Source organism: Streptococcus sp. HMSC066E07, assembly GCF_001814695.1.
Taxonomy (GTDB): domain Bacteria; phylum Bacillota; class Bacilli; order Lactobacillales; family Streptococcaceae; genus Streptococcus; species Streptococcus hominis.
In genome coordinates, this window is the sequence record NZ_KV817463.1 from 29,993 (window position 1) to 54,154 (window position 24,162).

General features: G+C 40.0%; 21 protein-coding genes, 1 other RNA gene and 1 CRISPR repeat array. Of the genes, 19 read left to right on the plus strand and 3 right to left on the minus strand.

The features are described 5' to 3' along the window. Positions 1–684: direct repeats of the CRISPR family, unit length 32 nt; unit sequence TAACCTATATTACCTCGAGAGGGGACGGAAAC. 169 nt (positions 685–853) lie between these two features. From mecA to sufU, 6 genes are all read left to right on the plus strand, one after another. Continuing rightward, the gene (mecA, locus tag HMPREF2984_RS07185) at positions 854–1,609 is read left to right on the plus strand and encodes an adaptor protein MecA (protein WP_070670901.1); all 756 of its coding nucleotides are present in this window, start codon (positions 854–856) and stop codon (positions 1,607–1,609) included. Continuing rightward, positions 1,600–2,766, plus strand: a complete 1,167-nt coding sequence (locus HMPREF2984_RS07190) for a glycosyltransferase family 4 protein (protein ID WP_003028442.1) — start codon at positions 1,600–1,602, stop codon at positions 2,764–2,766. The genes mecA and HMPREF2984_RS07190 overlap by 10 nt, the downstream gene beginning before the upstream one ends. A 91-nt stretch (positions 2,767–2,857) precedes the next feature. Continuing rightward, entirely contained in the window at positions 2,858–3,628 is a 771-nt protein-coding gene (sufC, locus tag HMPREF2984_RS07195; protein WP_037567398.1) for a Fe-S cluster assembly ATPase SufC, read from the plus strand. A 39-nt stretch (positions 3,629–3,667) separates the two neighbouring features. Next, the gene (gene sufD, locus HMPREF2984_RS07200; protein ID WP_059221121.1) at positions 3,668–4,930 is read left to right on the plus strand and encodes a Fe-S cluster assembly protein SufD; all 1,263 of its coding nucleotides are present in this window, start codon (positions 3,668–3,670) and stop codon (positions 4,928–4,930) included. A 15-nt stretch (positions 4,931–4,945) separates the two neighbouring features. After that, positions 4,946–6,178, plus strand: a complete 1,233-nt coding sequence (locus tag HMPREF2984_RS07205; protein WP_059221119.1) for a cysteine desulfurase — start codon at positions 4,946–4,948, stop codon at positions 6,176–6,178. Continuing rightward, the gene (gene sufU, locus HMPREF2984_RS07210) at positions 6,165–6,620 is read left to right on the plus strand and encodes a Fe-S cluster assembly sulfur transfer protein SufU (protein WP_003028438.1); all 456 of its coding nucleotides are present in this window, start codon (positions 6,165–6,167) and stop codon (positions 6,618–6,620) included. Before HMPREF2984_RS07205 ends, sufU begins: the two co-directional genes overlap by 14 nt. Positions 6,621–7,073: 453 nt before the next feature. On the opposite strand, the gene pbp3 is transcribed toward sufU, so the two are convergent. Next, positions 7,074–8,315, minus strand: a complete 1,242-nt coding sequence (gene pbp3, locus HMPREF2984_RS07215) for a D-alanyl-D-alanine carboxypeptidase PBP3 (RefSeq protein ID WP_070670903.1) — start codon at positions 8,313–8,315, stop codon at positions 7,074–7,076. A 157-nt stretch (positions 8,316–8,472) separates the two neighbouring features. Between pbp3 and HMPREF2984_RS07220 the strand changes: the two genes are divergently transcribed. From HMPREF2984_RS07220 to pepC, 9 genes are all read left to right on the plus strand, one after another. Further along, a complete protein-coding gene (locus tag HMPREF2984_RS07220; RefSeq protein ID WP_003028436.1) occupies positions 8,473–9,816 on the plus strand; it encodes a DEAD/DEAH box helicase in 1,344 nt (447 codons plus the stop codon). Positions 9,817–9,975: 159 nt separating this feature from the next. Continuing rightward, positions 9,976–10,785, plus strand: coding sequence for an amino acid ABC transporter permease (locus tag HMPREF2984_RS07225; RefSeq protein ID WP_059221113.1), 810 nt, complete (start codon positions 9,976–9,978; stop codon positions 10,783–10,785). Then, positions 10,785–11,528, plus strand: a complete 744-nt coding sequence (locus HMPREF2984_RS07230) for an amino acid ABC transporter ATP-binding protein (protein ID WP_049533534.1) — start codon at positions 10,785–10,787, stop codon at positions 11,526–11,528. The genes HMPREF2984_RS07225 and HMPREF2984_RS07230 overlap by 1 nt, the downstream gene beginning before the upstream one ends. A gap of 110 nt (positions 11,529–11,638) precedes the next feature. Then, complete coding sequence (locus HMPREF2984_RS07235; RefSeq protein ID WP_003028431.1) at positions 11,639–11,863, plus strand: DUF4059 family protein; 225 nt, start codon at positions 11,639–11,641, stop codon at positions 11,861–11,863. A 63-nt stretch (positions 11,864–11,926) separates the two neighbouring features. Next, entirely contained in the window at positions 11,927–12,838 is a 912-nt protein-coding gene (trxB, locus tag HMPREF2984_RS07240) for a thioredoxin-disulfide reductase (RefSeq protein ID WP_059221112.1), read from the plus strand. A 396-nt stretch (positions 12,839–13,234) separates the two neighbouring features. Beyond that, complete coding sequence (locus tag HMPREF2984_RS07245; RefSeq protein WP_021001312.1) at positions 13,235–14,611, plus strand: amino acid permease; 1,377 nt, start codon at positions 13,235–13,237, stop codon at positions 14,609–14,611. A gap of 214 nt (positions 14,612–14,825) precedes the next feature. Continuing rightward, the gene (locus tag HMPREF2984_RS07250) at positions 14,826–16,286 is read left to right on the plus strand and encodes a nicotinate phosphoribosyltransferase (RefSeq protein WP_070670905.1); all 1,461 of its coding nucleotides are present in this window, start codon (positions 14,826–14,828) and stop codon (positions 16,284–16,286) included. Continuing rightward, the gene (gene nadE / locus HMPREF2984_RS07255; protein ID WP_003043513.1) at positions 16,283–17,107 is read left to right on the plus strand and encodes an ammonia-dependent NAD(+) synthetase; all 825 of its coding nucleotides are present in this window, start codon (positions 16,283–16,285) and stop codon (positions 17,105–17,107) included. Before HMPREF2984_RS07250 ends, nadE begins: the two co-directional genes overlap by 4 nt. Before the next feature lie 147 nt (positions 17,108–17,254). Then, positions 17,255–18,592: an aminopeptidase C gene (gene pepC, locus HMPREF2984_RS07260; protein ID WP_003028426.1), complete on the plus strand. Its 1,338-nt coding sequence runs from the start codon at positions 17,255–17,257 to the stop codon at positions 18,590–18,592. Positions 18,593–18,788: 196 nt separating this feature from the next. Here pepC and pbp1a read toward each other — a convergent pair whose 3' ends face one another. Both pbp1a and recU read right to left on the minus strand, forming a co-directional pair. Further along, positions 18,789–20,969 (minus strand): penicillin-binding protein PBP1A, encoded by a 2,181-nt coding sequence (gene pbp1a / locus HMPREF2984_RS07265; protein ID WP_059221106.1) that lies wholly within the window; start codon positions 20,967–20,969, stop codon positions 18,789–18,791. Then, positions 20,962–21,564, minus strand: a complete 603-nt coding sequence (recU, locus tag HMPREF2984_RS07270; protein ID WP_049533529.1) for a Holliday junction resolvase RecU — start codon at positions 21,562–21,564, stop codon at positions 20,962–20,964. Before recU ends, pbp1a begins: the two co-directional genes overlap by 8 nt. Positions 21,565–21,633: 69 nt before the next feature. Here recU and HMPREF2984_RS07275 point away from each other — a divergent pair, with 69 nt between their 5' ends. From HMPREF2984_RS07275 to HMPREF2984_RS07290, 4 genes are all read left to right on the plus strand, one after another. Beyond that, positions 21,634–22,161, plus strand: a complete 528-nt coding sequence (locus tag HMPREF2984_RS07275; RefSeq protein ID WP_070670907.1) for an SLOG family protein — start codon at positions 21,634–21,636, stop codon at positions 22,159–22,161. Positions 22,162–22,230: 69 nt separating this feature from the next. Further along, positions 22,231–22,572: a cell division regulator GpsB gene (gene gpsB / locus HMPREF2984_RS07280; RefSeq protein ID WP_003036439.1), complete on the plus strand. Its 342-nt coding sequence runs from the start codon at positions 22,231–22,233 to the stop codon at positions 22,570–22,572. A gap of 13 nt (positions 22,573–22,585) precedes the next feature. After that, positions 22,586–22,950: RNase P RNA component class B (rnpB, locus tag HMPREF2984_RS07285), an RNA gene on the plus strand. A gap of 55 nt (positions 22,951–23,005) precedes the next feature. Further along, the gene (locus tag HMPREF2984_RS07290) at positions 23,006–24,160 is read left to right on the plus strand and encodes a THUMP domain-containing class I SAM-dependent RNA methyltransferase (RefSeq protein WP_059221104.1); all 1,155 of its coding nucleotides are present in this window, start codon (positions 23,006–23,008) and stop codon (positions 24,158–24,160) included. Positions 24,161–24,162: the final 2 nt, after the last annotated feature.

Consider the following 24,162-nt stretch of genomic DNA (forward strand, 5'->3'; position numbering starts at 1 on the left):
TAACCTATATTACCTCGAGAGGGGACGGAAACTAAATAGAACGTTCATATCATTGTTAATTAGATTTGTTAGTAACCTATATTACCTCGAGAGGGGACGGAAACTAGAGATTTACTCTAATGTATTGTGAATTCGGAAAGTTAGTAACCTATATTACCTCGAGAGGGGACGGAAACATAAGTTACGCCCGCATAGATTAGATCACCAGACAAGTTAGTAACCTATATTACCTCGAGAGGGGACGGAAACACATTGAAGGTCACATCTTCGAATCAAACCTTTCGTTAGTAACCTATATTACCTCGAGAGGGGACGGAAACTCTTCGTGGGTACAATGTGAAATCACTCAATATGCTTGTTAGTAACCTATATTACCTCGAGAGGGGACGGAAACCTGTAACGGGCGGCACGTCATCTTCTGTTACGACTTGTTAGTAACCTATATTACCTCGAGAGGGGACGGAAACTCGCAAAATCAACACTTGATGTAATATCGCGAACGGGTTAGTAACCTATATTACCTCGAGAGGGGACGGAAACTCAGATCTCGTCGCCATTTATCGAACCTCTATTTTGTTAGTAACCTATATTACCTCGAGAGGGGACGGAAACTGCTTTTCCTTCTACATTACGTTTGCGCACCGCTTGTTGGTAACCTATATTACCTCGAGAGGGGACAAAATAGATAAAAATCGCTCTAGTGGGCGCTTTTTGTTATTTTGAAGTTCAAAAGTTCTTGAGGCAAAATGTCTCTTAGAAGTTTGAATTGCAAAAGAAGACAAAGGCTATCTATTTTTTGTAAAAAATCCGAAATTTTAGTATAATAAAAAGACTAGAAGTATGAGGTAATGCTATGGAAATGAAGCAAATTAGTGATACAACGATTAAGATCACAATAAAATTAGAAGATTTAGAAGAACATGGAATGGAGATGGCAGATTTTCTTGTTCCGCAAGAAAAGACAGAAGAGTTTTTCTATGCAATTTTAGATGAGTTGGAAATGCCAGAGAGTTTTTTGGATAGCGGTATGCTCAGTTTTCGTGTAACTCCTAAACCAGACCGACTGGACGTGTTTGTCACCAAGTCTAAGATTGATAAGAATCTGAACTTCGAGGATTTGGCGGATTTGCCAGATGTAGAAGAGCTGTCTCAAATGTCTCCTGATGAATTTTTAAAGACATTAGAAAAAAATATTTTTGAGAAAAGTAAAGACGATATGGAGGCTGTTCGTTCTTTGGAAACGGCGGAAGCAGACGATAACACAAGCACTTCTGATACGGAAGAACAAGATGAAAATAGTGACGAGCTAACGCAAAAATATATCTATTACATTTTGAAATTTTCCAGCCTGAAAGAAGCGATTGTTTTTTCTAAGACAGTAGATTATACTGTTAACACTTCGGAGTTGTACAAAATGGACGACCATTATTATTTGACAATCTTGGTTGATATTGAAGGGCATCCAAAGCGTTATCCGGCTTGGCTTCTGGCTTTGATGCGTGAGCATGCAGAAGACACGGATGTGACAAGAGCTGTTTTGCAAGAGCACGGTTACTTATTGCTTGTCAACGAGGCGGTTGCCAGTCTTAAAAAGGTTAAATGCTTATGATTCCCTTCCCTTTAAAATTCATTTTGGTGTTGCTTGGAACCTTTTTCATTGGTGTGATTCTCACACCTTTGGTGCGTCTATTAGCATTTAAGATAGGCGCAGTTGATTATCCAAATGCTCGGAGAATCAATAAAAAACCGATGCCAAGCAGTGGCGGTTTAGCCATTGTCATTGCTTTTTCGGTTGCTACGCTTGTTTTTATGCCGATGATTGTACAGGCGACCTTTCATGGAAAAAGTTATTTTGATTATATTTGGCCTGTTGTCTTAGGAGGCGGAATCATTGCTCTGACAGGATTGATTGACGATGTAAAAGAGTTGAAGCCCTTAGCCAAGATGTCAGGAATTGTGTTAGCTGCCAGTTTGATTTGGCTATTGACGGATTTCCGTTTGAATCATTTTAAAATTCCTTTTGGTGGGCCGCTGCTGCACTTTGCTCCTTGGTTGTCTTTCATCTTAACCGTTATCTGGATTATTTCGATTACCAATGCTGTTAATTTGATTGACGGGTTGGACGGATTAGTGAGTGGTGTATCCATTATTTCGCTGGTGACAATGGGGATTGTTTCCTACTTTTTCTTGCCAGATCACAATGTTTTTCTAACCTTAACTATTTTCGTCTTGGTCATGTCTATTGCAGGCTTTTTCCCTTATAATTATCATCCAGCTATTATTTATCTAGGAGATACAGGAGCGCTGTTTATCGGTTTTATGATTGCGGTTTTATCACTTCAAGGTTTGAAGAATGCAACAGCTGTTGCTGTGATTACTCCGATGATTATTCTGGGTGTGCCGATTACAGATACCTTTTTAGCGATTGTCCGTAGAACTTTATCTGGGCAAAAGTTTTACACACCAGATAAGCGACATCTTCATCATCGGCTGTTATCCTTGGGCTTAACACATCGTGGGACAGTCTTGGTTATTTATGGCATTTCTATGATTTTTGCCATGATTTCTCTTTTGCTAAATGTTTCGAGCCGTATCGGTGGGACACTGTTAATTATTGGACTACTTTTTGGAGTGGAACTTTTGGTAGAACTAATTGGTGTTTTGGGGCCAAATCGAACACCGCTACTCAATATCCTTCGTTTTATCGGAAATTCTGCTTATCGGGAAGAAATCCGAACAAAGTTCAGAAATAGAAAAAAGAAGTAAACTCGCACTTAAACAAAATAAAAGCCTTTTTGGCTTTTTTTTGCTATACTTATAAGGTAAATGAATGGTTACAAAGAAAGGAAAGTTTGCCATGTCTGTGTTAGAAATCAAAGACCTCCATGTAGAAATTGAAGGAAAGAAAATCTTAAAGGGAGTCAATCTGACTCTTAAAACAGGAGAAATTGCCGCCATTATGGGTCCAAATGGGACAGGGAAATCCACCTTATCAGCAGCGATTATGGGAAATCCAAATTACGAGGTAACCAAAGGAGAAGTTCTCTTTGACGGTGTCAATATTTTAGAACTGGATGTGGACGAACGAGCTCGCATGGGGCTTTTTCTTGCTATGCAGTACCCAAGTGAAATTCCAGGTATTACCAATGCAGAATTTTTGCGTGCAGCCATGAATGCAGGTAAAGAAGATGATGAAAAAATCTCTATCCGTGATTTTATCATGAAATTGGATGAAAAAATGGAACTGCTCAATATGAAAGAAGAAATGGCAGAACGTTATCTGAATGAAGGTTTTTCTGGTGGTGAGAAGAAACGTAATGAAATCTTGCAGTTATTGATGTTGGAACCAACCTTTGCGTTACTGGACGAAATTGACTCTGGACTAGATATTGATGCACTGAAAGTGGTGTCTAAGGGCGTCAATGCTATGCGTGGTGAACATTTTGGTGCTATGATTATTACGCACTATCAACGTCTGTTGAATTATATTACGCCTGATGTGGTCCATATCATGATGGATGGGCGTGTAGTTGCTTCTGGTGGTCCGGAATTAGCTGTTCGTTTAGAGCAGGAAGGCTATGCCAAATTAGCTGAAGAACTTGGTTTTGATTACCAAGAAGAAGTTTAGTGACCCCTTCTTTTTGCTTGAAAAAGATAGGAGAATGAAATGACAAAAGAAACCATTAAACATTTTTCACAAATGCATGCGGAGCCTGAGTGGTTGGCAAATCTCCGTCAAGCTGCTTTTGATAAAATAGATAAGTTGGAACTGCCTGTTATTGAGCGTGTGAAATTTCATCGTTGGAATTTGGGAGACGGCACGCTGTCAGAAAGTGAGGCTCTTGCAAATGTGCCTGATTTTACAGCACTGAATGACCATTTGACATTGGTTCAGGTTGGGACGCAGACTGTTTTAGAGCAATTGCCGGCTGACTTAGCGGAGCAGGGCGTTGTCTTCACAGACTTTTATTCTGCTCTTGAGGAAATTCCAGAAATCATTGAGAAACATTTTATGTCTGCTGTTAAATATGACGAAGATAAGCTAGCAGCTTATCATACAGCTTATTTCAATAGTGGAGCGGTGCTATATATTCCGGATAATGTTGAAATTAATCAGCCTATTGAAGGCATTTTTTACCAAGACAGTGAAAGTGATGTGCCATTTAACAAGCATATTCTGATTATTGCAGGGAAGCATGCCAAGTTTACCTATTTGGAGCGTCTGGAGACTTATGGCTCTGGGACTGTTCCCGTGACTGCGAATATCACGGTGGAAGTGATTGCACAGGCTGGTGCTCAGATTAAGTTCTCAGCTATTGACCGTCTGGGGGAAAATGTGACAGCTTATATCAGTCGTCGGGGCAAGTTGGACGATGATTCAATGATTGACTGGGCAATCGGAGTCATGAATGAAGGCAATGTGATTGCTGATTTTGACAGTGATTTGTTTGGTCGTGGCAGTCATGCGGATATGAAAGTGGTGGCTCTCTCTCGTGGTAGACAGATACAAGGGATTGACAGTCGCGTCACCAACTACGGTTGCAATTCAATCGGCAATATCCTCCAACATGGAGTTATTTTGGAAAAGGGAACTTTGACCTTCAATGGTATTGGACACATTATTAAGGGAGCTAAGGGAGCAGATGCTCAACAGGAAAGTCGAGTACTGATGCTATCTGATCAAGCACGTTCAGATGCCAATCCTATTCTTTTGATTGATGAAAATGATGTCACAGCAGGGCATGCGGCTTCTATCGGTCAGGTAGATCCAGAAGATATGTACTATCTCATGAGTCGGGGACTGGATAAGGCAACTGCAGAACGATTGGTCGTGCGTGGATTCTTAGGATCTGTTATTGTTGAAATTCCAGTTAAAGAAGTCCGTGCTGAGATGATTGAAAATATTGATGAAATTTTGGCTAAGAAATAAAAGATAGGAAAAGAAATGTCTAAACTTGATGTAGAAATCCTTCGGAGGGATTTTCCAATTTTGGATCAAATCGTCAATGATGAGCCTTTGGTTTATTTGGACAATGCGGCTACAACCCAAAAGCCTACGCAGATATTAGAGGCGATTGCAGCTTATTACGAAAAAGACAATGCCAATGTTCATCGTGGTGTTCACACACTAGCAGAACGGGCAACGGCAGCTTATGAAGCTGCGCGGGAACGAGTGCGCTCCTTTATCCATGCCGCTTCGACGAAAGAAGTTCTCTTTACGAGAGGAACGACGACTAGTCTCAATTGGGTGGCGCGCTATGCTGAAAATGTCTTGCAGCCAGGTGACGAAGTGCTGATTTCCGTTATGGAACATCATTCCAATATCATTCCTTGGCAGGAAGCCTGTAAGAAGACAGGTGCTAGATTGATTTATGCTTATCTGAAAGACGGCATGTTAGATCTCGCTGACTTTCGGTCGAAATTGACTGAAAAGACGCGATTTGTTGCTTTGGCGCATGTTTCTAATGTACTAGGTGTGGTGAATCCCATAAAAGAAATAGCAGACTTAGTGCATCAGGCAAATGCTCTTTTAGTGGTGGACGGAGCTCAATCAGTCCCTCACATGAAGATTGATGTACAAGACTTGGACGTTGATTTCTTTGCATTTTCAGGTCACAAGATGCTAGGTCCGACTGGTATCGGTGTTCTCTATGGCAAAGAAGAGCTACTTGAGCGAATGTCGCCTGTCGAATTTGGTGGGGAAATGATTGATTTTGTCTATGAACAAGAAGCGACATGGAAAGAGTTGCCTTGGAAGTCTGAAGCAGGCACACCCAATATAGCTGGTGCTATAGGTCTAGCTGCCGCCATTGACTATCTGGACAAGATTGGAATGGAAACAGTTCATCAGTATGAGCAAGAATTGATAGCTTACGCATTTCCAAAATTACAAGCTGTTGAGGGGCTTACCATTTATGGTTCGGAGGACTTGACTCAGCGGTCGGGTGTTATTTCTTTTAATCTAGCTGGGCTTCACCCTCATGATGTAGCAACAGCTCTGGACTATGAAGGCGTGGCTGTACGGGCTGGACATCACTGTGCTCAACCTTTGTTGAGTTACCTAGGAGTAGCAGCAACTGTTCGGGCTAGCTTTTATCTGTATAATACCAAAGCCGATTGTGATAAGCTTGTTGAAGCTTTGCAGAAAACAAAGGAGTTTTTCAATGGCACTTTCTAAACTAAATAGCCTTTATAAAGCAGTTGTGACGGACCATTCAGCTCACCCTCATCATCAAGGTCGATTGGAGGGCGTAGAACAAGTTAGTCTCAACAATCCTACGTGCGGTGATGTCATCAGCTTGTCGGTTCAATTTGATGAGCAGGGCGTGATTGAAGATATTGCCTTTGTGAATTCTGGCTGCAGTATTTCTACAGCTTCAGCCAGTATGATGACGGATGTAGTCCTAGGGAGGACGAAGGAAGAAGCGCTAGCTTTGGCAGAAATTTTCTCCCAAATGGTTCAAGGTAAGGAAGATAAGCAGCAACAAGAGCTAGGAGACGCAGCTTTTTTAGCTGGTGTTGCTAAGTTCCCTCAACGCATCAAATGCTCAACCTTAGGTTGGAACGCTCTTAAAAAGGCGATTGAGGAAGCTGGAAATTCTGAAAAGTTGAGTAAATGAAGCTAAAATAAATAAGCTGAGACAAAAGTGCTCAGCTTTCTTTGTTTATATCGTTAGCATTACAGATGCAGTAGCTAATTGCTCAAAGCACAGCATTGAGGTTACGGATAGAGCTTGAAAAGCAAGTCTCAAGGCGATTCGCTTTTCAAGCTTGGAAGAGTACTTTTGACGAAAACTTTGTTTTCTTTATCTGCCACCTCGACAGTCTCTCAGGCTGTTGAGCAACCTTGTGGGAATGAGACTACAAACTAAAAATTTTTGATTTTGAGTTTTGTCACATTCCCAATTACTATTGAATGAGCTATAATATGTTGCTATATCAACTTTTACAGCCCATTTTGTCATCAAGTTACATTTGCTTTCCAACTGTAAAAGGTTCCTCAAGTCTTTCGAGCTATGCGGAGATGAACGATGAAATCAAGCATCTACGAATACTGATTTTATTTCGCTCGTTTATAATTTTTCATTGACATATTGGACGAATTCATTCCACCATGATTTGAGGAAGAAAGGACGACCAATTTTCTCTGCTGAAAGCATGGAAATAGTTGGTGGTTGCTTGTCAAGATAGCCTTTTCCAATCAAATCATTATCAGTATAGGTCAATTTCCCAACAACGACACCCTTTTTTAAAGGAGTGGGATAACCGTTTTTATCAGTTGAAAAATGGACAGTCGGTTTTTTATGATTGTATCTCCGCACAATGGTGAGTTTTTCACTAGCAACAGCAGTGACTTCATCTTTTTTCCCGTTAATGACGCGGGCAGAGCTTTTATTGTAGGCTTCGCCTTTTTTCACAAGAGTTTGGACTGTGAATTGTTGATAAATATAGGTCATAAATCTAGAGGTAGCCGTAAAGCGGGCATTCTCATCCTCATCTGCATGATCAACATTGAGGAGAACCGTAATCAAACGCATCCCTCTTTGCTGGATTGTTCCGACAAAGGAAGAGCCTCCTTTATCAGAAGTTCCAGTCTTGAGGCCATCTACTCCCGCTCGAAAGGCGGGCATGTTTTTGAGCATGTGGTTGGACGATGTAAGCGTCATGCCTGCAAAGTTAGACGTAGCTTTTTGGGTGATTTCTAGAACTTCTGGGTAATCAAGGATTAAACGCCGAGCAATAATGGCAACATCGTGGGCGCTCATTTTATTTTCGTCTTCTTTTCCCGAACCAGGATAAATATGTTCTTCTCCTAAAACAGAATTATTCAGCCCAGAAGCATTAACGATAGTAGCATCTTTGATTCCCCATTGCTGCAATTTAGCTTTCATCAAGTCAACAAATTTTTTCTCACTGCCAGCGACTTTTTCAGCTAAGGCAATCGCGGGGCTATTGGCACTTGCTATTAAAGAAGTTTCTAACAGTTCTTCGACAGTATATTTTCTAGCTTCCAAAGGAACGTTACTGGCATCTGGATTAACGGTTAGTTGATAAGGGTAGTCAGAAATATCTACTGAAGTTTGTAAAGTGAATTTTCCTTGATGAATCGCTTCATAGACTAAATAGGCTGTTAGTAGTTTAGTAATAGAAGCAATTTCAACTGGCTGATTAGCATCTTTTTCATACAAAATTTTTCCGGTTGCAACGTCAACTGCGATAGCATGCTTAGCACCTACTTCAAAGTTGTCCGCTAAAGCTGTAGGAGCTAGGAAGATCAAGAGAGTCGTTACAAGAGTAATAATAAATTTTTTCATGGTCATCCCTTTTTTGTAAACTTATTATTATTGTATCATAAAATAAGGAGAGCTTCATAGAAAAGGGAGGAAATAAGAAGAGAAAAACATGATTCATTTTTATTTTTAAAGCAAGTTCTGGTATAATAGATAGGATAAGAGACGAATAGAGGAAAACATGAAATTTACAGAATTTAAGTTTAAAGATTATATCCAAGAGGCACTCAAGGATTTGAACTTTGTTGAGGCGACAGAAGTCCAGGAAAAACTCATTCCGGTTGTGCTTGCTGGTCGTGACTTGGTGGGAGAGTCCAAAACAGGTTCAGGGAAAACCCACACTTTCTTACTGCCGATTTTTCAAAAGCTGAATGAAGATGCAGATAGTGTTCAGGTTGTCATTACCGCCCCTAGTCGTGAGCTGGCTAGGCAGATTTATCAGGCTGCGCGTCAAATTGCTGCTTTTTCTGATAAAGAAATCCGAGTGGCTCATTACGTTGGTGGAACTGATAAAAATCGTCAGATTGGGAAATTGAGTTCCAGTCAGCCGCACATTGTCATTGGTACGCCGGGACGTATTTATGATTTGGTTGAATCTGGTGACTTAGTCATTCATAAGGCGCATACTTTTGTCGTTGACGAAGCTGATATGACACTTGATATGGGATTTTTAATGACGGTGGATAAGATTGCATCCAGTTTGCCGAAGGATTTGCAATTTCTAGTCTTTTCTGCGACCATTCCGCAAAAATTGCAGCCATTTTTAAAAAAATATCTATCCAACCCGGTCATTGAGCAAATCAAAATCAAAACGGTTATTTCAGATACTATTGAAAATTGGCTGATTTCAACAAAAGGACGTGATAAGAATGCGCAAATTTATAAAATCACACAACTCCTACAGCCTTATCTAGCTATGATTTTTGTCAATACTAAGACACGAGCGGATGAATTGCATAGCTATCTGACAGCGCAAGGTCTCAAAGTGGCAAAGATTCATGGGGATATTGCACCGCGGGAGCGAAAACGGATTATGAATCAGGTGAAGAACCTAGATTTTGAATACATTGTTGCGACAGATTTAGCTGCGCGGGGAATTGATATTGAAGGCGTTAGTCATGTCATCAATGATGCGATTCCGCAAGATTTGTCCTTCTTCGTTCACCGAGTGGGACGAACTGGCAGAAATGGTCTACCGGGAACAGCCATTACACTTTATCAACCGAGCGATGATTCAGATATTCGTGAGCTAGAAAAATTGGGCATTCACTTCATTCCCAAGATGATTAAAAACGGAGAATTTCAAGATACCTATGACCGCGATCGTCGTGCCAATCGTGAAAAAACGCAGGAAAAATTGGATACGGAAATGATTGGTCTGGTTAAAAAGAAAAAGAAGAAAATCAAACCGGGCTATAAGAAGAAAATCCAGTGGGCTGTCAATGAAAAACGTCGAAAAACGAAGCGAGCTGAAAATCGAGCACGCGGTCGTGCAGAAAGAAAAGCCAAACGTCAACAGTTTTAGTCTTAAAATTTCTTTATCACTCCCATAAATAAAAACAATTATTCTTTAGAGAATGAATGTGATAGACTAGTCTTGCTAGTCTATTTTTATCGTAGCAAATAATTGGTAAAATAAAAAAATTGTGATAGAATTAGACATTATCGAGAAAGGGAAGTTACTATGATTGTTACAACAGTGATTTTAGCCTCTAATTGGTATCAAGAATTGGTTCAGAAGATTCCAGACGGACAGCTTTTTAGCTGGCGATCTGTGTTTGACGGACTACCCAGAATTATTGAAAAATTACCGACAACTTTGCTATTGACTTTGGGAGGAGCTTTTTTTGGCTTGATTTTGGCTCTTATTTTTGCTATTGTCAAAATCAACCGTGTGAAAGTTTTGTATCCTTTGCAGGCTTTTTTCGTTAGTTTCTTGCGAGGGACACCAGTGCTTGTTCAGCTCATGCTGACTTATTATGGGATTCCTTTGCTTCTGAAGGCCATCAACTTGCGATTTGGAACGGGCCTGAATATCAATGCTATTCCAGCCTATCTATTTGCCATTGTAGCTTTTGCTTTTAATGAAGCGGCTTACGCTAGTGAAACCATTCGAGCGGCGATTTTGTCTGTTGATGCTGGAGAAATTGAAGCAGCTCGTAGTTTGGGAATGACAAACGGACAGGTTTACCGCCGTGTTATTATCCCCAATGCAGCTGTGGTTGCCACACCGACCTTGATTAACTCTTTGATTGGCTTGACCAAGGGAACTTCTCTGGCTTTTAGTGCAGGAGTTGTTGAGATTTTTGCTCAAGCGCAGATTTTGGGTGGTGCAGATTACCGTTACTTTGAGCGCTTTATCTCAGTTGCTCTTGTCTATTGGGGCGTGAATATTGTGATTGAAGCACTTGGGCGGTTTATCGAAAAGAGAATGGCGATTGAAGTGCCTGATAATCTCAATCCACAAATACAGGCGAAAGGAGATGTTCGATAATGATTCGTATTTCAAATCTCAGCAAATCCTTTTCTGGACAAATGGTTTTAAACAATCTTAGTTTAGAGATTCAAAAAGGAGAAGTAGTTGCTTTAATTGGCTCATCTGGTGCGGGAAAATCTACTTTCTTACGCAGCTTGAATTATCTGGAACAGCCGGACAGCGGCACGATTGCCATTGATGATTTTACTGTCGATTTTTCTAAGATTAGCAAGGAAGAAATCCTAACCTTGCGACGAAAGTTAGCTATGGTGTTTCAGCAGTTTAATCTCTTTGAGCGCCGAACGGCTTTGGACAATGTCAAAGAAGGTTTATTGATTGTAAAAAAATTCTCAGACCAAGAAGCAACGAGTCTTGCCAAAGAAGAATTGGCAAAAGTTGGTCTGTCAGACCGTGAAAATCACTATCCGCGTCATTTGTCAGGTGGACAAAAACAGCGTGTTGCTTTGGCGCGTGCGCTTGCGATGAAGCCAGATGTTCTGCTTTTAGACGAGCCAACATCAGCACTTGATCCTGAATTGGTAGGGGAAGTTGAAAAATCCATTGCAGATGCAGCCAAGGCTGGTCAGACCATGATTTTAGTCAGCCATGACATGTCTTTTGTTTCGCAAGTGGCAGATAAAGTGCTGTTTTTGGATAAGGGACACATTATCGAAACAGGCACTCCTGATGAAATAATGAACCGCCCTAAAGAAGAACGCACAAAAGAATTTTTTGCCAGTTACAAACGGACATATATTTGATATAATAGAAAAAGAAGCCCAGTTGGCCTTGCTAGCTGGGTTTATTTTCAAGTTTGCGGCATTTGTTTTGAATGCCTTCAATTATAAAGTTATGAAATAGGGGAGTGGCTATGCTGTCTCAAGTTTTTTTACTCTATCTAGAGAGTTTACTGATTACGGCGCTATTGGTGGGGAGTTTTCTCGGATTATGGATTGGGCTTCGTGCTGTTCGACGTGTTGATAAAACAATCAAAGAGCGACAAGCTCATCTGTATGATATGCTATTGATTGCAGTGATGACGATTCCGATTTTATCCTTTGCAATGATGGGGATTCTGCTTATCCTCAGAGCATAATGTTTGAAAAAAGAGCTTAATAACGTTAGAATAACAGTGATTACAATAAAGGAAGTAAATTTTATGTACGACACAATTATTATTGGAGCTGGACCAGCAGGCATGACAGCTGCGCTTTATGCTGCTAGAAGTAATCTCAAAGTTGGTCTTTTAGAAAGAGGCATCCCCGGTGGCCAAATGAACAATACCTCAGATATTGAAAATTATCCCGGTTATGCTAATATCAGTGGTCCAGAGCTAGCCGAAAAAATGTTTGAACCGCTCGAAAATTTGGGAGTGGAGCATTTGTTTGGCTCTGTTGAAAAAATCGAAGATCAAGGAGCAATAAAAAAAGTCTTTACAGAAGATGAGGTTTTTGAAACGAAGACACTTATTATTGCGACTGGTGCCTTTCACCGTCATCTAGGAGTACCTGGTGAAGAAGAATTAAACAGCCGTGGGGTTTCTTATTGTGCAGTCTGTGACGGCGCCTTTTTCCGAGATGAAGACCTACTTGTCGTGGGTGGAGGCGACTCTGCGGTAGAAGAAGCGATCTTTTTGACTCGTTTTGCAAAAACGGTGACCATTGTTCATCGGCGTGATGAATTGCGAGCCCAAAAGTTACTGCAAGAACGTGCATTTGCCAATGAAAAGATTCATTTTATCTGGGACTCAGTGGTAAAAGAAATCAAAGGTGACAACCGCGTTAGCAGCATTGTGGTAGAGAATGTCAAAACAGGTGAAGTGTCGGAGCGTAAATTTGGCGGTGTCTTTATTTATGTTGGTTTAGACCCAGTTAGTGAGTTTGCCAAATATTTGGGCATTACCAATGAAGCAGGCTGGATTGTAACCGATAATCATATGGAAACGGCTATTTCTGGCATCTATGCTATTGGAGATGCTCGCGAAAAAGACCTTCGCCAAGTAACGACAGCTGTTGGTGACGGGGCAGTCGCAGGGCAAGAAGTCTACAAGTATATCACAGAGAATTTTTAGAGCGAAAGACCAAAATCGTCTTGAAAATTTTTAATTCATAGTCTCAGCCACGCAAGGCTTCTCAGTAGTCTCTCAGACTGTTTAGGTTGTGGATAAAAAACGAAGTATTTGACAAAGGCATTCTTTCGAACTTGCTTCGCAAGTCCTATTTGCCACCTCAAAGACGTGCTTTGAGCAATCAGCTATTGCGTCGCTGGTTTATTGTACTATATACATTGGAGCTGGAGACTTTCATCCCAGCTTCTTTTTGTTTAATAAAAATACAGTGATGCATTGGAGAATTAGGAAAGGAAAAGGTTCTTTTGATTTGTTCAATTCTCGTGCCCTCATAAATGACTAGTGAAATTATCAGAATTGTGGTACAATGGAAAAGTTCATGTGAAAAGGAGGCTTCGTATGAGTGAAAAGAATTCTGAAAATAATAAGAATAAAATGGAACGTGGCTTAAAAAATCGTCATGTCCAAATCATTGCTATTGCTGGGACAATTGGAACGGGGCTCTTTTTGGGAGCAGGACGTTCGATTAGTTTGACAGGGCCATCTATTATCCTCATTTACATGTTGACCGGCGTCTTTATGTATTTGATGATGCGGGCGATTGGAGAGATGTTGTATTATGATCCAGACCAGCACACATTTATCAACTTCATTACCAAGTATCTTGGGAATGGCTGGGGCTATTTTTCCGGTTGGTCCTATTGGATTTCTCTCATTTTTATCGGTATGGCAGAAATCACGGCAGTTGCACAATATGTCCAATTTTGGTTTCCGACTTGGCCGGCATGGCTGATTCAAATCGTCTTCCTTGCTGTTTTGAGTATGGTCAATCTGATTGCAGTCCGAGTTTTTGGTGAAGTTGAATTTTGGTTTGCCATGGTCAAGATTGTAGCGATTATTGCTTTGATTGTGACAGCGATTTTTATGGTGTTGACAGGCTTTAAAACGCCCAATGGTGTAGCCAGCATCAGCAATATCAGTCAAAATTTCCAATTATTTCCTAATGGTTTTATGAGTTTTGTCATGGGCTTTCAAATGGTCTTCTTTGCTTATCAAGCTATTGAATTTATTGGAATCACAACGTCTGAAACGGCAAATCCTCGGCAGGTATTGCCAAAGGCTATTAAAGAAATCCCCTTGCGGATCGTTCTTTTCTACGGTGGCTCTTTGCTTGCAATTATGGCGATTATCCCTTGGCGGGATTTAGCAACCACAGATTCCCCCTTTGTGATTGTTTTCAAGTTGGCAGGCCTTAAATGGGCTGCAGCTTTGATTAACTTTGTCGTATTGACTTCAGCTGCTTCAGCTTTGAACTCTACCTTGTATTCGACTGGGCGTCATTTGTATCAAATTGCACATGATTCACCTAATCGCTTTTTGAATGGAATCGGTGCTGGGAAATTATCCAGACAAAATGTTCCGCAAAACGCTATTTTGACCTCAGCGGTAGTGATTGCATTAGCTGCTTTTATTCAGGTGTTACCAGGAGTATCAGACTCCTTTGCTTTGATTACTGCTTCTTCATCAGGAGTTTATATTGCTATCTATGCACTCACTATGATTGCTCACCTGAAATACAGAAAATCAAAAGAATTTATGGCAGATGGCTATCTAATGCCAGCCTATAAGTTTCTCAATCCTCTTACTTTGCTCTTCTTTGCCTTTGTATTTATAACCCTCTTTTTACAAAAATCAACCGTTGTAGGAGCAATCGGTTCAGCTATTTGGATACTTGTATTTGGTATTTATAGCCAATTGAAATTTAAAGATAAATAATAATATAATAAAACCAAGGATAAATTTGCGACTTTTTTAAAGTTGTTCCAAATGCACCTTGGTTTTTAAGATGTTTTAAAACTGAAAATTTAAACAGCGCAATACAACAGAAAACTTAGAATAGCTGTTTAAACACCTAAAGTTGGACAAGAATTCCTCTTGTTCTTTTGATTTGTGGTATAATAAGTGAAAATACATCTTACAAGGAGTCGTTATGTATCCAGATGATAGTTTAACCTTGCATACGGATTTGTATCAAATTAACATGATGCAAGTTTATTTTAGAAGAAATATTCATAATAAACGTGCTGTTTTTGAAGTTTATTTTCGGAAAGAGCCCTTTCATAGTGGCTATGCTGTTTTTGCTGGCTTGGAGCGGATGGTTCATTATTTAAATCATTTGACATTTTCAGATAGTGATATTGCCTATCTTCGTTCTCTTGGCTATGATGAAGAATTTTTAGACTATTTGGCAAATTTGAAATTGGAATTAACAGTGCGGTCTGCACAAGAGGGAGATTTGGTCTTTGCCAATGAACCCATTGTTCAAGTAGAAGGTCCTCTTGCTCAATGTCAATTAGTGGAAACTGCCTTATTAAACATTGTCAACTATCAAACCTTGGTAGCGACAAAAGCAGCTCGGATTCGCTCAGTCATCGAAGATGAGCCTTTAATGGAATTTGGTACACGCCGAGCACAGGAAATGGATGCGGCTATCTGGGGAACTCGTGCGGCAGTGATTGGTGGAGCAAATGGAACCAGTAATGTTCGTGCTGGAAAGCTCTTTGATATTCCAGTCTTAGGAACGCATGCTCATGCTCTCGTCCAAGTCTATGGAAATGACTATGAAGCTTTTAAGGCGTATGCTGAAACGCACCATGACTGTGTTTTCTTGGTGGATACCTATGATACATTCCGCCTCGGTGTTCCTGCAGCGATTCAAGTAGCGCGTGAAATGGGGGATAAAATCAATTTCCTTGGAGTGCGGATTGATTCAGGTGACTTGGCTTATATTTCTAAAAAAGTCCGGCAGCAACTGGATGAAGCTGGTTTTCCAAATGCCAAAATCTACGCTTCTAACGACTTGGATGAAAATACAATCCTCAACTTAAAAATGCAAAAGGCAAAGATTGATGTGTGGGGCGTTGGAACTAAGCTCATCACGGCTTATGACCAACCAGCACTGGGAGCCGTTTATAAGATTGTGGCTATTGAAGATGAACATGGTAATTTGCGTAATACGATTAAGCTCTCTAATAATGTGGAAAAAGTATCAACACCGGGTAAAAAACAAGTTTGGCGGATTACTAGCCGTGCAAAGGGCAAGTCAGAAGGAGACTATATTACTTATGACGGCGTAGATGTAAATGCTATTGCCGAGTTAGAAATGTTCCACCCAACTTACACTTATATCAATAAAACAGTGACAAATTTTGATGCAGTGCCTCTTTTGGTTGATATCTTTAAACAAGGCCAACTTGTCTATGAATTGCCAACCTTAACAGAAATCCAACAATATGCTCGCAAGGAATTTGACAAGTTGTGGGACGAATACAAACGTGTCCTCAATCCACAAGATTATCCTGTGGATTTGGCACGTGATGTATGGCAAGATAAGGTGGATTTGATTGATCAAATGCGCAAAAAAGCAAGCCAAATGGGAGAAACAAAATGACCTTACAGGAAACGATTGTTCAGCAATTAGGTGTGAAACCTGTCATTGATCCACAAGAAGAAATCCGTAAATCCATTGATTTTTTAAAGGATTATTTAAAAAAACATTCCTTTTTGAAAACCTATGTTTTGGGAATTTCGGGCGGACAAGATTCCACTTTAGCAGGACGTTTGGCGCAATTAGCAATAGAGGAAATGCGAGCTGAGACTGGCGATGCTAGCTATCAATTTATCGCAGTACGTTTACCATATGGAGTGCAGGCTGACGAAGCTGATGCCCAAAGAGCGCTCGCTTTTATCCAACCAGATGTCAGCCTTGTAGTTAACATCAAAGAAAGTGCAGACGCTATGACAAAAGCGGTTGAGGCTACAGGAGCAATTGTCTCAGACTTCAATAAAGGCAATATTAAAGCTCGTAGTCGCATGATTGCGCAATACGCTTTAGCGGGCTCTTATAAAGGAGCAGTGGTTGGAACGGATCATGCCGCAGAAAACGTCACAGGATTCTTTACGAAATTTGGTGATGGTGGTGCAGACATTCTGCCCCTTTATCGTCTCAATAAACGGCAAGGTAAGCAACTGTTGGCTGCCTTGGGCGCTGATCCTGCCCTCTATGAGAAAGTACCGACTGCGGATCTGGAAGAAGAAAAGCCAGGCATTGCAGATGAAGTCGCTCTCGGTGTCACTTATAACGAAATTGATGACTATTTGGAAGGTAAGACCATTTCTGACCAAACAAAAGCAAGGATTGAATCTTGGTGGCATAAAGGGGAGCATAAACGCCATTTGCCGATTACAATCTTCGATGATTTTTGGAAATAAGCAGGAGAATTGTTCTGACTCACGTTTTTTAGAATACGAAGACTACTAAAATTAGTTGTATAACAAAAAGTTAGGTGCGCCTAACTTTTTGTTTGAAGAATTTTGAAAATAAGCTATAATAGTGTTTAGAATTAGAAGGAGGCATCTATGAATTCTATAGATCAACAATTTACAGATAAATTATATGCAAATTATGAAGCAACTGCTAAGTATGCTGCAATTGAAAATGCAGTTAGCCACAATGGTTTATTAACATCGCTTGAAAAGCGCAGCAGTGCGATTGAAAACAATCCTGTGTTTTCTATTGACTTAACCAAAGATAAAGTCAGCAATCAAAAAGCATCTGGACGTTGCTGGATGTTTGCAGCACTCAATACTTTCCGTCATAAAATGATTGCAGGCTTTCAATTGGAAGAATTTGAATTGTCGCAAGCACATACATTCTTTTGGGATAAATATGAAAAATCCAACTGGTTCTTAGAGCAAGTCTTAGCAACAGCTGACCAAGACTTAACTAGCCGCAAAGTGAAATTCCTCTTAGATACGCCTCAACAAGACGGCGGACAATGGGATATGGTTGTGGCACTTTTTGAAAAATATGGAGTTGTTCCAAAATCAGTTTACCCAGAATCCATTTCATCTAGCAATAGTCGTGAGCTCAACCAATATCTCAATAAATTACTCCGTCAAGATGCACAAATCTTGCGTGACTTGGTTACTAGTGGAGCAGACACAGTAGCTGTCCAAGCTAAGAAAGAAGAGCTTTTGCAAGAAATCTTTAATTTCTTAGCAATGTCACTTGGACTTCCACCTCGTACTTTTGATTTTGCTTATCGTGATAAAGACAACAATTTCCACAGTGAAAATGGCTTAACACCACAAGCATTTTACAAAAAATACGTGGATCTTCAATTAGATGATTACGTTTCAATCATCAATGCTCCTACAACTGACAAACCGTACGGTAAATCTTACACTGTTGAGATGTTAGGAAATGTCGTAGGAGCGCGCGATGTCCGTTATTTGAATGTTAATATGGAGCGTTTGAAAGAGCTGGCTATTGCTCAAATGCAGGCTGGAGAAACTGTTTGGTTTGGTTCTGATGTCGGTCAATCTAGCAACCGCAAAGCAGGCGTTATGGTTAACGATATGTACGATTTCACATCAAGCATGGATATTGAATTGACACAAGATAAAGCGGGACGTTTGGATTACAGCGAAAGTCTCATGACCCATGCTATGGTCTTGACGGGTGTTGATTTGGATGAAAATGGAAAATCAACAAAATGGAAAGTGGAAAATTCTTGGGGAGATAAAGTTGGAGACAAAGGTTATTTTGTTGCCAGTGATGACTGGATGGACGAATACACTTATCAAATCGTTGTCCGCAAAGAATTTTTAACGGCTGAAGAATTAGCTGCTTATGAAGCAGAACCAAAAGTACTTGCTCCGTGGGATCCAATGGGAGCTTTGGCTAGCAAATAATAAGAATTAAAAAGAAGCGAGATAAAACTTTTAATCTTGCTTCAAAAGACTCTGCAAGAGAATGAAATATTAAAAACACGAGCAATCAAGACCAGTAAATAACTGGCTATAAGATTGTTCGTGTTTTTTAATTTTTACAAAACTCTGATTTGAAGGTGTTAACTTCTAAACGGCTTGGCTTTCAGAAACTTCTTCATTATCGATTTCGTGCGGGAGGAGTTTCCGAATTTCTACTGTTATTAGGAGAATTTGTAGATGTGGAAGCACTGGGTTCCGTACTTGATGAAGAACTGCTTGATGAAGAACTACTTGATGACTCTTGAGTAGAGCTTTCTTGACTATTTGAAGATGTAGACGATTCTTCTAAGATAGAACTTGAAGTAGAATTATAATAATTTTGTTGATATCTATTAGTTGCATTGGCTAAAAAGACATAATTTCCGCTACGATAAAGGCCGCTAGGCATTTCCCAGTCTTCTGTCCCACTTTCAGACAAGTAAGACATCATCGCACGGTAAACATCTGTTGCAACTTTCACACCGTCATCCAGAACAGGAGTAAGACGATTAGTGTAACCTGTCCATACCGCCATTGAATATTTCTGCGTATAACCAACAAAGAGTTCATCAGGAGTCACAACACTAGAGCCACCATAAGGCTTCGTTAGTTTCGCCAATTCATCATCGGAATAGTTGGAAGTTCCTGTTTTACCAGCTTGATAGACACCAGATATAGCTGCATTGGTCCCAGTACCAGATGTAAGAACTGTTTTCAGCATATTTGTCATCATGTAAGCTGTTGTTTCTTTCATTGCGGTTGTACCTTGATTAGAGAAATCTTTTGAGGTTCCATCGCTAAAGACAACACGGCTGACATATTGTGGTTTGTAATAAGTTCCACCATTTGCAAAAGCAGCATAGGCAGCAGCCATTTTTTCACTGCTGGCACCATATTTTCGATCGGATTTTGTCGTGTTACTTGAAATGGCATTTGCATATACCATATCTGGATAATTAATGCCCAGTCCGCTTAGGAATTTCTTAGACTTGCTGAGTCCGACAGCTTCTAACGTCTTGACAGCTGGAACGTTCCGAGACTCTTGAAGTGCATACTGAATGGTGATGTTTCCAAAATAGCGCATATCCCAGTTGTAGACTGGAGTAGTTGTTCCAGGATAATTATAAGGAGCATCACTAATATAAGCAGCCGTAGAAGTGTAAATGCCATTTTCAATGGCTGGAGCGTAATCCGTGATCGGTTTCATGGTTGATCCCCAGTCGCGATTGGTTTCAACTGCTTGGTTAGTACCAAAAGAAACATTTGAAGCTTGATTTCGGGCTCCTAGTTGAGCAATTACCTTACCAGTTGTAGCATCTATAATGGTAGAAGCTACTTGTAGTTCATCATCTGGATAAGCAACATATTCATTGCTATTATAAATATTCCAAAGGCGCTCTTGAGCTGCTCTGTTTACGTTTGTATAGACTTCCATTCCTGTCGTCAGCAAGTTATAACCCGTTTCTTCTTGGACTTGCTCAATAACTTGCTTTAAGTAGTTATCCATGTAAGCAGGATAAGAAGCTGAATTTTTTAAGCTTTGCAGACCATCTGTGACGGGTGTATTGACTGCTTTTTCATATTGCTCAGCAGAGATGTATTTGAGTTTATACATTTCTGACAATACAAGATTGCGACGATTTTTAGCAGCTTCTGGTTTTGTATAAGGGTCGTATTGGTTTGGTGCCTGAGGCATCCCCGCCAATAAAGCAGTTTGAGCTAAGCTCAAATCTTTCAAATCTTTGCCGTAATAACTTTTAGCAGCTGTTTGCATACCGTAGTTACCATTTGACATGTAGACCTTGTTTACATAATACGTGATAATTTCTTGCTTAGTGGCTTTCCGCTCTAATTGAACTGCTAACCAGGCTTCTTGAATTTTCCGTGATAGTGTTTGGTCGGCACTTGAAGTGGAGAAGTAGGTCAGTTTAATCAACTGTTGCGTCAACGTTGACCCTCCTTGTCGATTTCCTCTGCGCAGATTATTCAAGAAAGCACCAAAAATACGAACAGAGTCCACGCCGCGATGATTGAAGAAACGGTGGTCTTCAATTGCAACGATAGCTCGTACTAAGTCAGTTGGAATATCACTTGTTGCCGCATTGACCCTTTTTTCAGAACCTAAGTCAGCAATAAGATTGTTTTCACTATCATAGATTTTACTGGAAGTTGTGGCGACTAGTTTCTTTTCTGACAAGGCAGGTGCCTTGTGAACTTGATAGAGAAGAATTCCTCCACCAGCTACAACTCCAAGCATAAATAATGTAATGAGACCGATAGCTACATATTTTGCAGCTGTCAGTAAAGATTGCTTATTCATTTATTTTACCACCTAGTAAATTTTGTTGAATGATTTCAAGATAGGGAATGCTAGGAAGACCATTCTGTGAGATAGAATATCCATGCTTTTGAATGTAGTCAAGCGGCATGGACTTTTTCCCTTTGTCAATCTTGAAAAAGTTAATTAAATAAGGAGCAGGAAGCAGATATGTCGATTTTAAGGCTGAAAAGTGCAATAAAACGAAACAAATTCCTCCTTGTTTGACGACTTGTTCCATGTGCTTGATTTGATGAGCATGAAAATTTTTCATCGGCATGGAAGCCTTTTGATGTGTTTCTTTTGCTTCAAAATCTATATAATGTCCTTGATAGACACCAGAATAGTCTGTTGTAGAGGCTTGTCGAAAGTAGGCTTCAACAATTTTTGCCCGACTACGTCTGGGATAATCCACTTTTACAATCTGAATAGGGGTTGGTTTCTTGTGAATGACCGCTAAATCGTGACTAAGATAATAATCATTCGTTTCATTGATCATTTTTTCAAACGACATTCCCCGATTCGCAAAGTCAACGGACTTCTTTTTGGGAAGTCTTAATGGATTTCGAGAGGAAACTTTATGTGGATAGTTGACCATATATCTCCTTATTGGTACAATAACATCACTCTATTATAACATAAAAAAGGAAATAAAGGGATAATTTAAGTGGTTAGCGTATTAATAGTAGGTTATCGGAATTTTGATTTGGGAATTTTTAATGACAAAGACCCTCGAATCAAGATTATTAAAAAAGCCATTCAGCGAGATTTGACGCGTTTATTGGAAGAAGGTGCGGAGTGGCTGATTTTTACTGGGAACTTAGGTTTTGAAGTTTGGGCACTAGAGGTTGCAAAAGAATTGCAGCAAGATTACGATTTTCAAATTGCGACGATTTTTACTTTTGAGAATCAAGGTGGAAACTGGAATGAAGCCAATCAGGAAAAATTAAGTCGTTTTAAACAGGTGGATTTTGTTAAATACGCCTATCCTCATTATGAAAATCCCATCCAATTTCGTGATTACAATCACTTTTTGCTCAGTAATACAGACGGGGCTTATATTTTTTACGATGAAGAAAATGAAACAAATTTAAAACATCTTTACCAAATGATGAAGAAACAAGAACAATATTTTATCAAACAATTAACATTTGATGACTTGAATGAGGTCGCAGAAAATTTTTCCGAAAATTAGATGTTTAACCTTGATTTTTGCGGTTCATTTTTTATATAATTAAAGTAATGAACGAGAATGGAGAGAGAAATGGCTAGTATTATTTACACACCGAAAGATATTTTTGATCAAGATTTTAAAGTTGGCGTCCGTGGATATAGTAAGGTTGAAGTGGACGAATTTTTAGATGATGTCATTAAAGATTACGAAACGTATGCTGCTTTGGTAAAGGAACTGCGTGAAGAAAATGCTCGTTTGAAAGCAGAACTCGCTAAAAAGTCAAATGAGGCGGCAACTTCACCTTTGACGCAATCTATCATGGAAACCCCTCAAGTGGCATCTGCTACGCTGACAAATTTTGATATTTTAAAACGCTTAAATCGTTTGGAAAAAGAAGTATTCGGCAAGCAAATCTTAAATAACGAAATTTAATAAGTAATGTGCAATTTTTGGATAATCGCGTGAAGAGTCGTCTTTTCATGAGGAAAGTCCATGCTAGCACGGGCTGTGATGCCCGTAGTGTTTGTGCTAGGTGAAACAATAAGCCTAGGGACGAGAAATCGTTACGGCGGACGAAACAGCTACGTCTCTGGATATGCTGGAATAGTCCTGAAAGTGCCACAGTGACGTAGTTTTTGTGGAAACACAAGAAGTGGAACGCGGTAAACCCCTCAAGCTAGCAACCCAAACTTTGGTCGGGGCACGGAATGCGTGGAAACGAACGCAGCATTCTGACTGGAAACAGTAGACAGATGATTATCGAAGGAAATGATACCTAGTTATTTCTGGAACAAAACATGGCTTATAGAAAGTTGCATATAGGTTTAGCTAGCGTATTATGCTAGCTTTTATTTTGAGAGGACGAATGAAAACAAAATTTAAGTTGATTGCGACTGCTGCGGCTGGTTTAGAGGCTGTGGTTGGTCGTGAAATCAGAAATCTTGGCTTAGAATGTCAAGTGGAAAATGGGCGCGTGCGTTTTGACGGAACTGTTGAAACCATTATTGAAACTAATCTCTGGTTGCGTGCAGCAGACCGCATTAAGATTGTTGTTGGCAGTTTTCCGGCTAAGACCTTTGAGGAATTATTCCAGAGTGTTTTTGCTTTGGATTGGGAAAACTATTTACCGCTTGGAGCAAAATTTCCAATTGCCAAGGCAAAATGTGTCAAATCAAAACTTCACAATGAACCAAGTGTGCAAGCTATTTCTAAAAAAGCAGTAGTCAAAAAGTTGCAAAAGCACTATGCTCGACCAGAGGGTGTTCCCCTAATGGAAAATGGAGCTGAGTTCAAGATTGAAGTTTCTATTTTGAAAGACGTGGCAACTGTTTTAATCGATACGACAGGCTCTAGTCTCTTTAAACGTGGCTATCGGGCTGAAAAAGGTGGCGCACCGATTAAAGAAAATATGACGGCTGCGATTTTGCTCTTGTCCAATTGGTATCCAGATAAGCCTTTGATTGATCCAACCTGTGGTTCAGGAACTTTCTGTATTGAAGCAGCTATGATTGGCATGAATATAGCACCGGGGCTTCATCGCCATTTTGCGTTTGAAGAGTGGAATTGGGTTGACTCAGACTTGATTAGGCATGTTCGCGCTAGAGCTTTAGGACAGATTAAGCAAGACATTCAGCTTGATATTTTAGGGACTGATATTGATGCACGGATGGTGGAGATTGCTAAACGAAATGCCGAAGAAGCAGGTGTTTCTGAGCAGATTGTTTTCAAGCAAATGCGCTTGCAAGATTTGCATACAGACAAGATAAATGGTGTCATTGTTTCCAATCCCCCTTATGGAGAGAGGTTGCTGGATGATGATGCTGTAACCAAGCTTTATCAAGAAATGGGGCAGACTTTTGCGCCACTAAAGACGTGGAGTAAGTTTATCTTGACGAGTGATGAAGCATTTGAAGCAAAATTTGGTAGTCAAGCCGATAAAAAACGCAAACTCTATAACGGGACTTTAAAAGTTGATTTGTACCAATATTTTGGTCAGAGAGTCAAACGCCAAATAGATTAGAA

What these genes read in the sequence shown, in the direction of transcription:
- HMPREF2984_RS07245 (WP_021001312.1), top strand. Translation starts at nt 13,235, where the DNA reads ATGAGTGAAAAGAATTCTGAAAATAATAAGAATAAAATGGAACGTGGC.
- HMPREF2984_RS07230 (WP_049533534.1), top strand. Translation starts at nt 10,785, where the DNA reads ATGATTCGTATTTCAAATCTCAGCAAATCCTTTTCTGGACAAATGGTT.
- sufD (WP_059221121.1), top strand. Translation starts at nt 3,668, where the DNA reads ATGACAAAAGAAACCATTAAACATTTTTCACAAATGCATGCGGAGCCT.
- trxB (WP_059221112.1), top strand. Translation starts at nt 11,927, where the DNA reads ATGTACGACACAATTATTATTGGAGCTGGACCAGCAGGCATGACAGCT.
- pbp1a (WP_059221106.1), bottom strand. Translation starts at nt 20,969, where the DNA reads ATGAATAAGCAATCTTTACTGACAGCTGCAAAATATGTAGCTATCGGT.
- HMPREF2984_RS07235 (WP_003028431.1), top strand. Translation starts at nt 11,639, where the DNA reads ATGCTGTCTCAAGTTTTTTTACTCTATCTAGAGAGTTTACTGATTACG.
- sufU (WP_003028438.1), top strand. Translation starts at nt 6,165, where the DNA reads ATGGCACTTTCTAAACTAAATAGCCTTTATAAAGCAGTTGTGACGGAC.
- nadE (WP_003043513.1), top strand. Translation starts at nt 16,283, where the DNA reads ATGACCTTACAGGAAACGATTGTTCAGCAATTAGGTGTGAAACCTGTC.
- HMPREF2984_RS07220 (WP_003028436.1), top strand. Translation starts at nt 8,473, where the DNA reads ATGAAATTTACAGAATTTAAGTTTAAAGATTATATCCAAGAGGCACTC.
- pbp3 (WP_070670903.1), bottom strand. Translation starts at nt 8,315, where the DNA reads ATGAAAAAATTTATTATTACTCTTGTAACGACTCTCTTGATCTTCCTA.
- HMPREF2984_RS07190 (WP_003028442.1), top strand. Translation starts at nt 1,600, where the DNA reads ATGCTTATGATTCCCTTCCCTTTAAAATTCATTTTGGTGTTGCTTGGA.
- HMPREF2984_RS07225 (WP_059221113.1), top strand. Translation starts at nt 9,976, where the DNA reads ATGATTGTTACAACAGTGATTTTAGCCTCTAATTGGTATCAAGAATTG.
- recU (WP_049533529.1), bottom strand. Translation starts at nt 21,564, where the DNA reads ATGGTCAACTATCCACATAAAGTTTCCTCTCGAAATCCATTAAGACTT.
- HMPREF2984_RS07290 (WP_059221104.1), top strand. Translation starts at nt 23,006, where the DNA reads ATGAAAACAAAATTTAAGTTGATTGCGACTGCTGCGGCTGGTTTAGAG.
- HMPREF2984_RS07205 (WP_059221119.1), top strand. Translation starts at nt 4,946, where the DNA reads ATGTCTAAACTTGATGTAGAAATCCTTCGGAGGGATTTTCCAATTTTG.
- mecA (WP_070670901.1), top strand. Translation starts at nt 854, where the DNA reads ATGGAAATGAAGCAAATTAGTGATACAACGATTAAGATCACAATAAAA.
- gpsB (WP_003036439.1), top strand. Translation starts at nt 22,231, where the DNA reads ATGGCTAGTATTATTTACACACCGAAAGATATTTTTGATCAAGATTTT.
- sufC (WP_037567398.1), top strand. Translation starts at nt 2,858, where the DNA reads ATGTCTGTGTTAGAAATCAAAGACCTCCATGTAGAAATTGAAGGAAAG.
- HMPREF2984_RS07250 (WP_070670905.1), top strand. Translation starts at nt 14,826, where the DNA reads ATGTATCCAGATGATAGTTTAACCTTGCATACGGATTTGTATCAAATT.
- pepC (WP_003028426.1), top strand. Translation starts at nt 17,255, where the DNA reads ATGAATTCTATAGATCAACAATTTACAGATAAATTATATGCAAATTAT.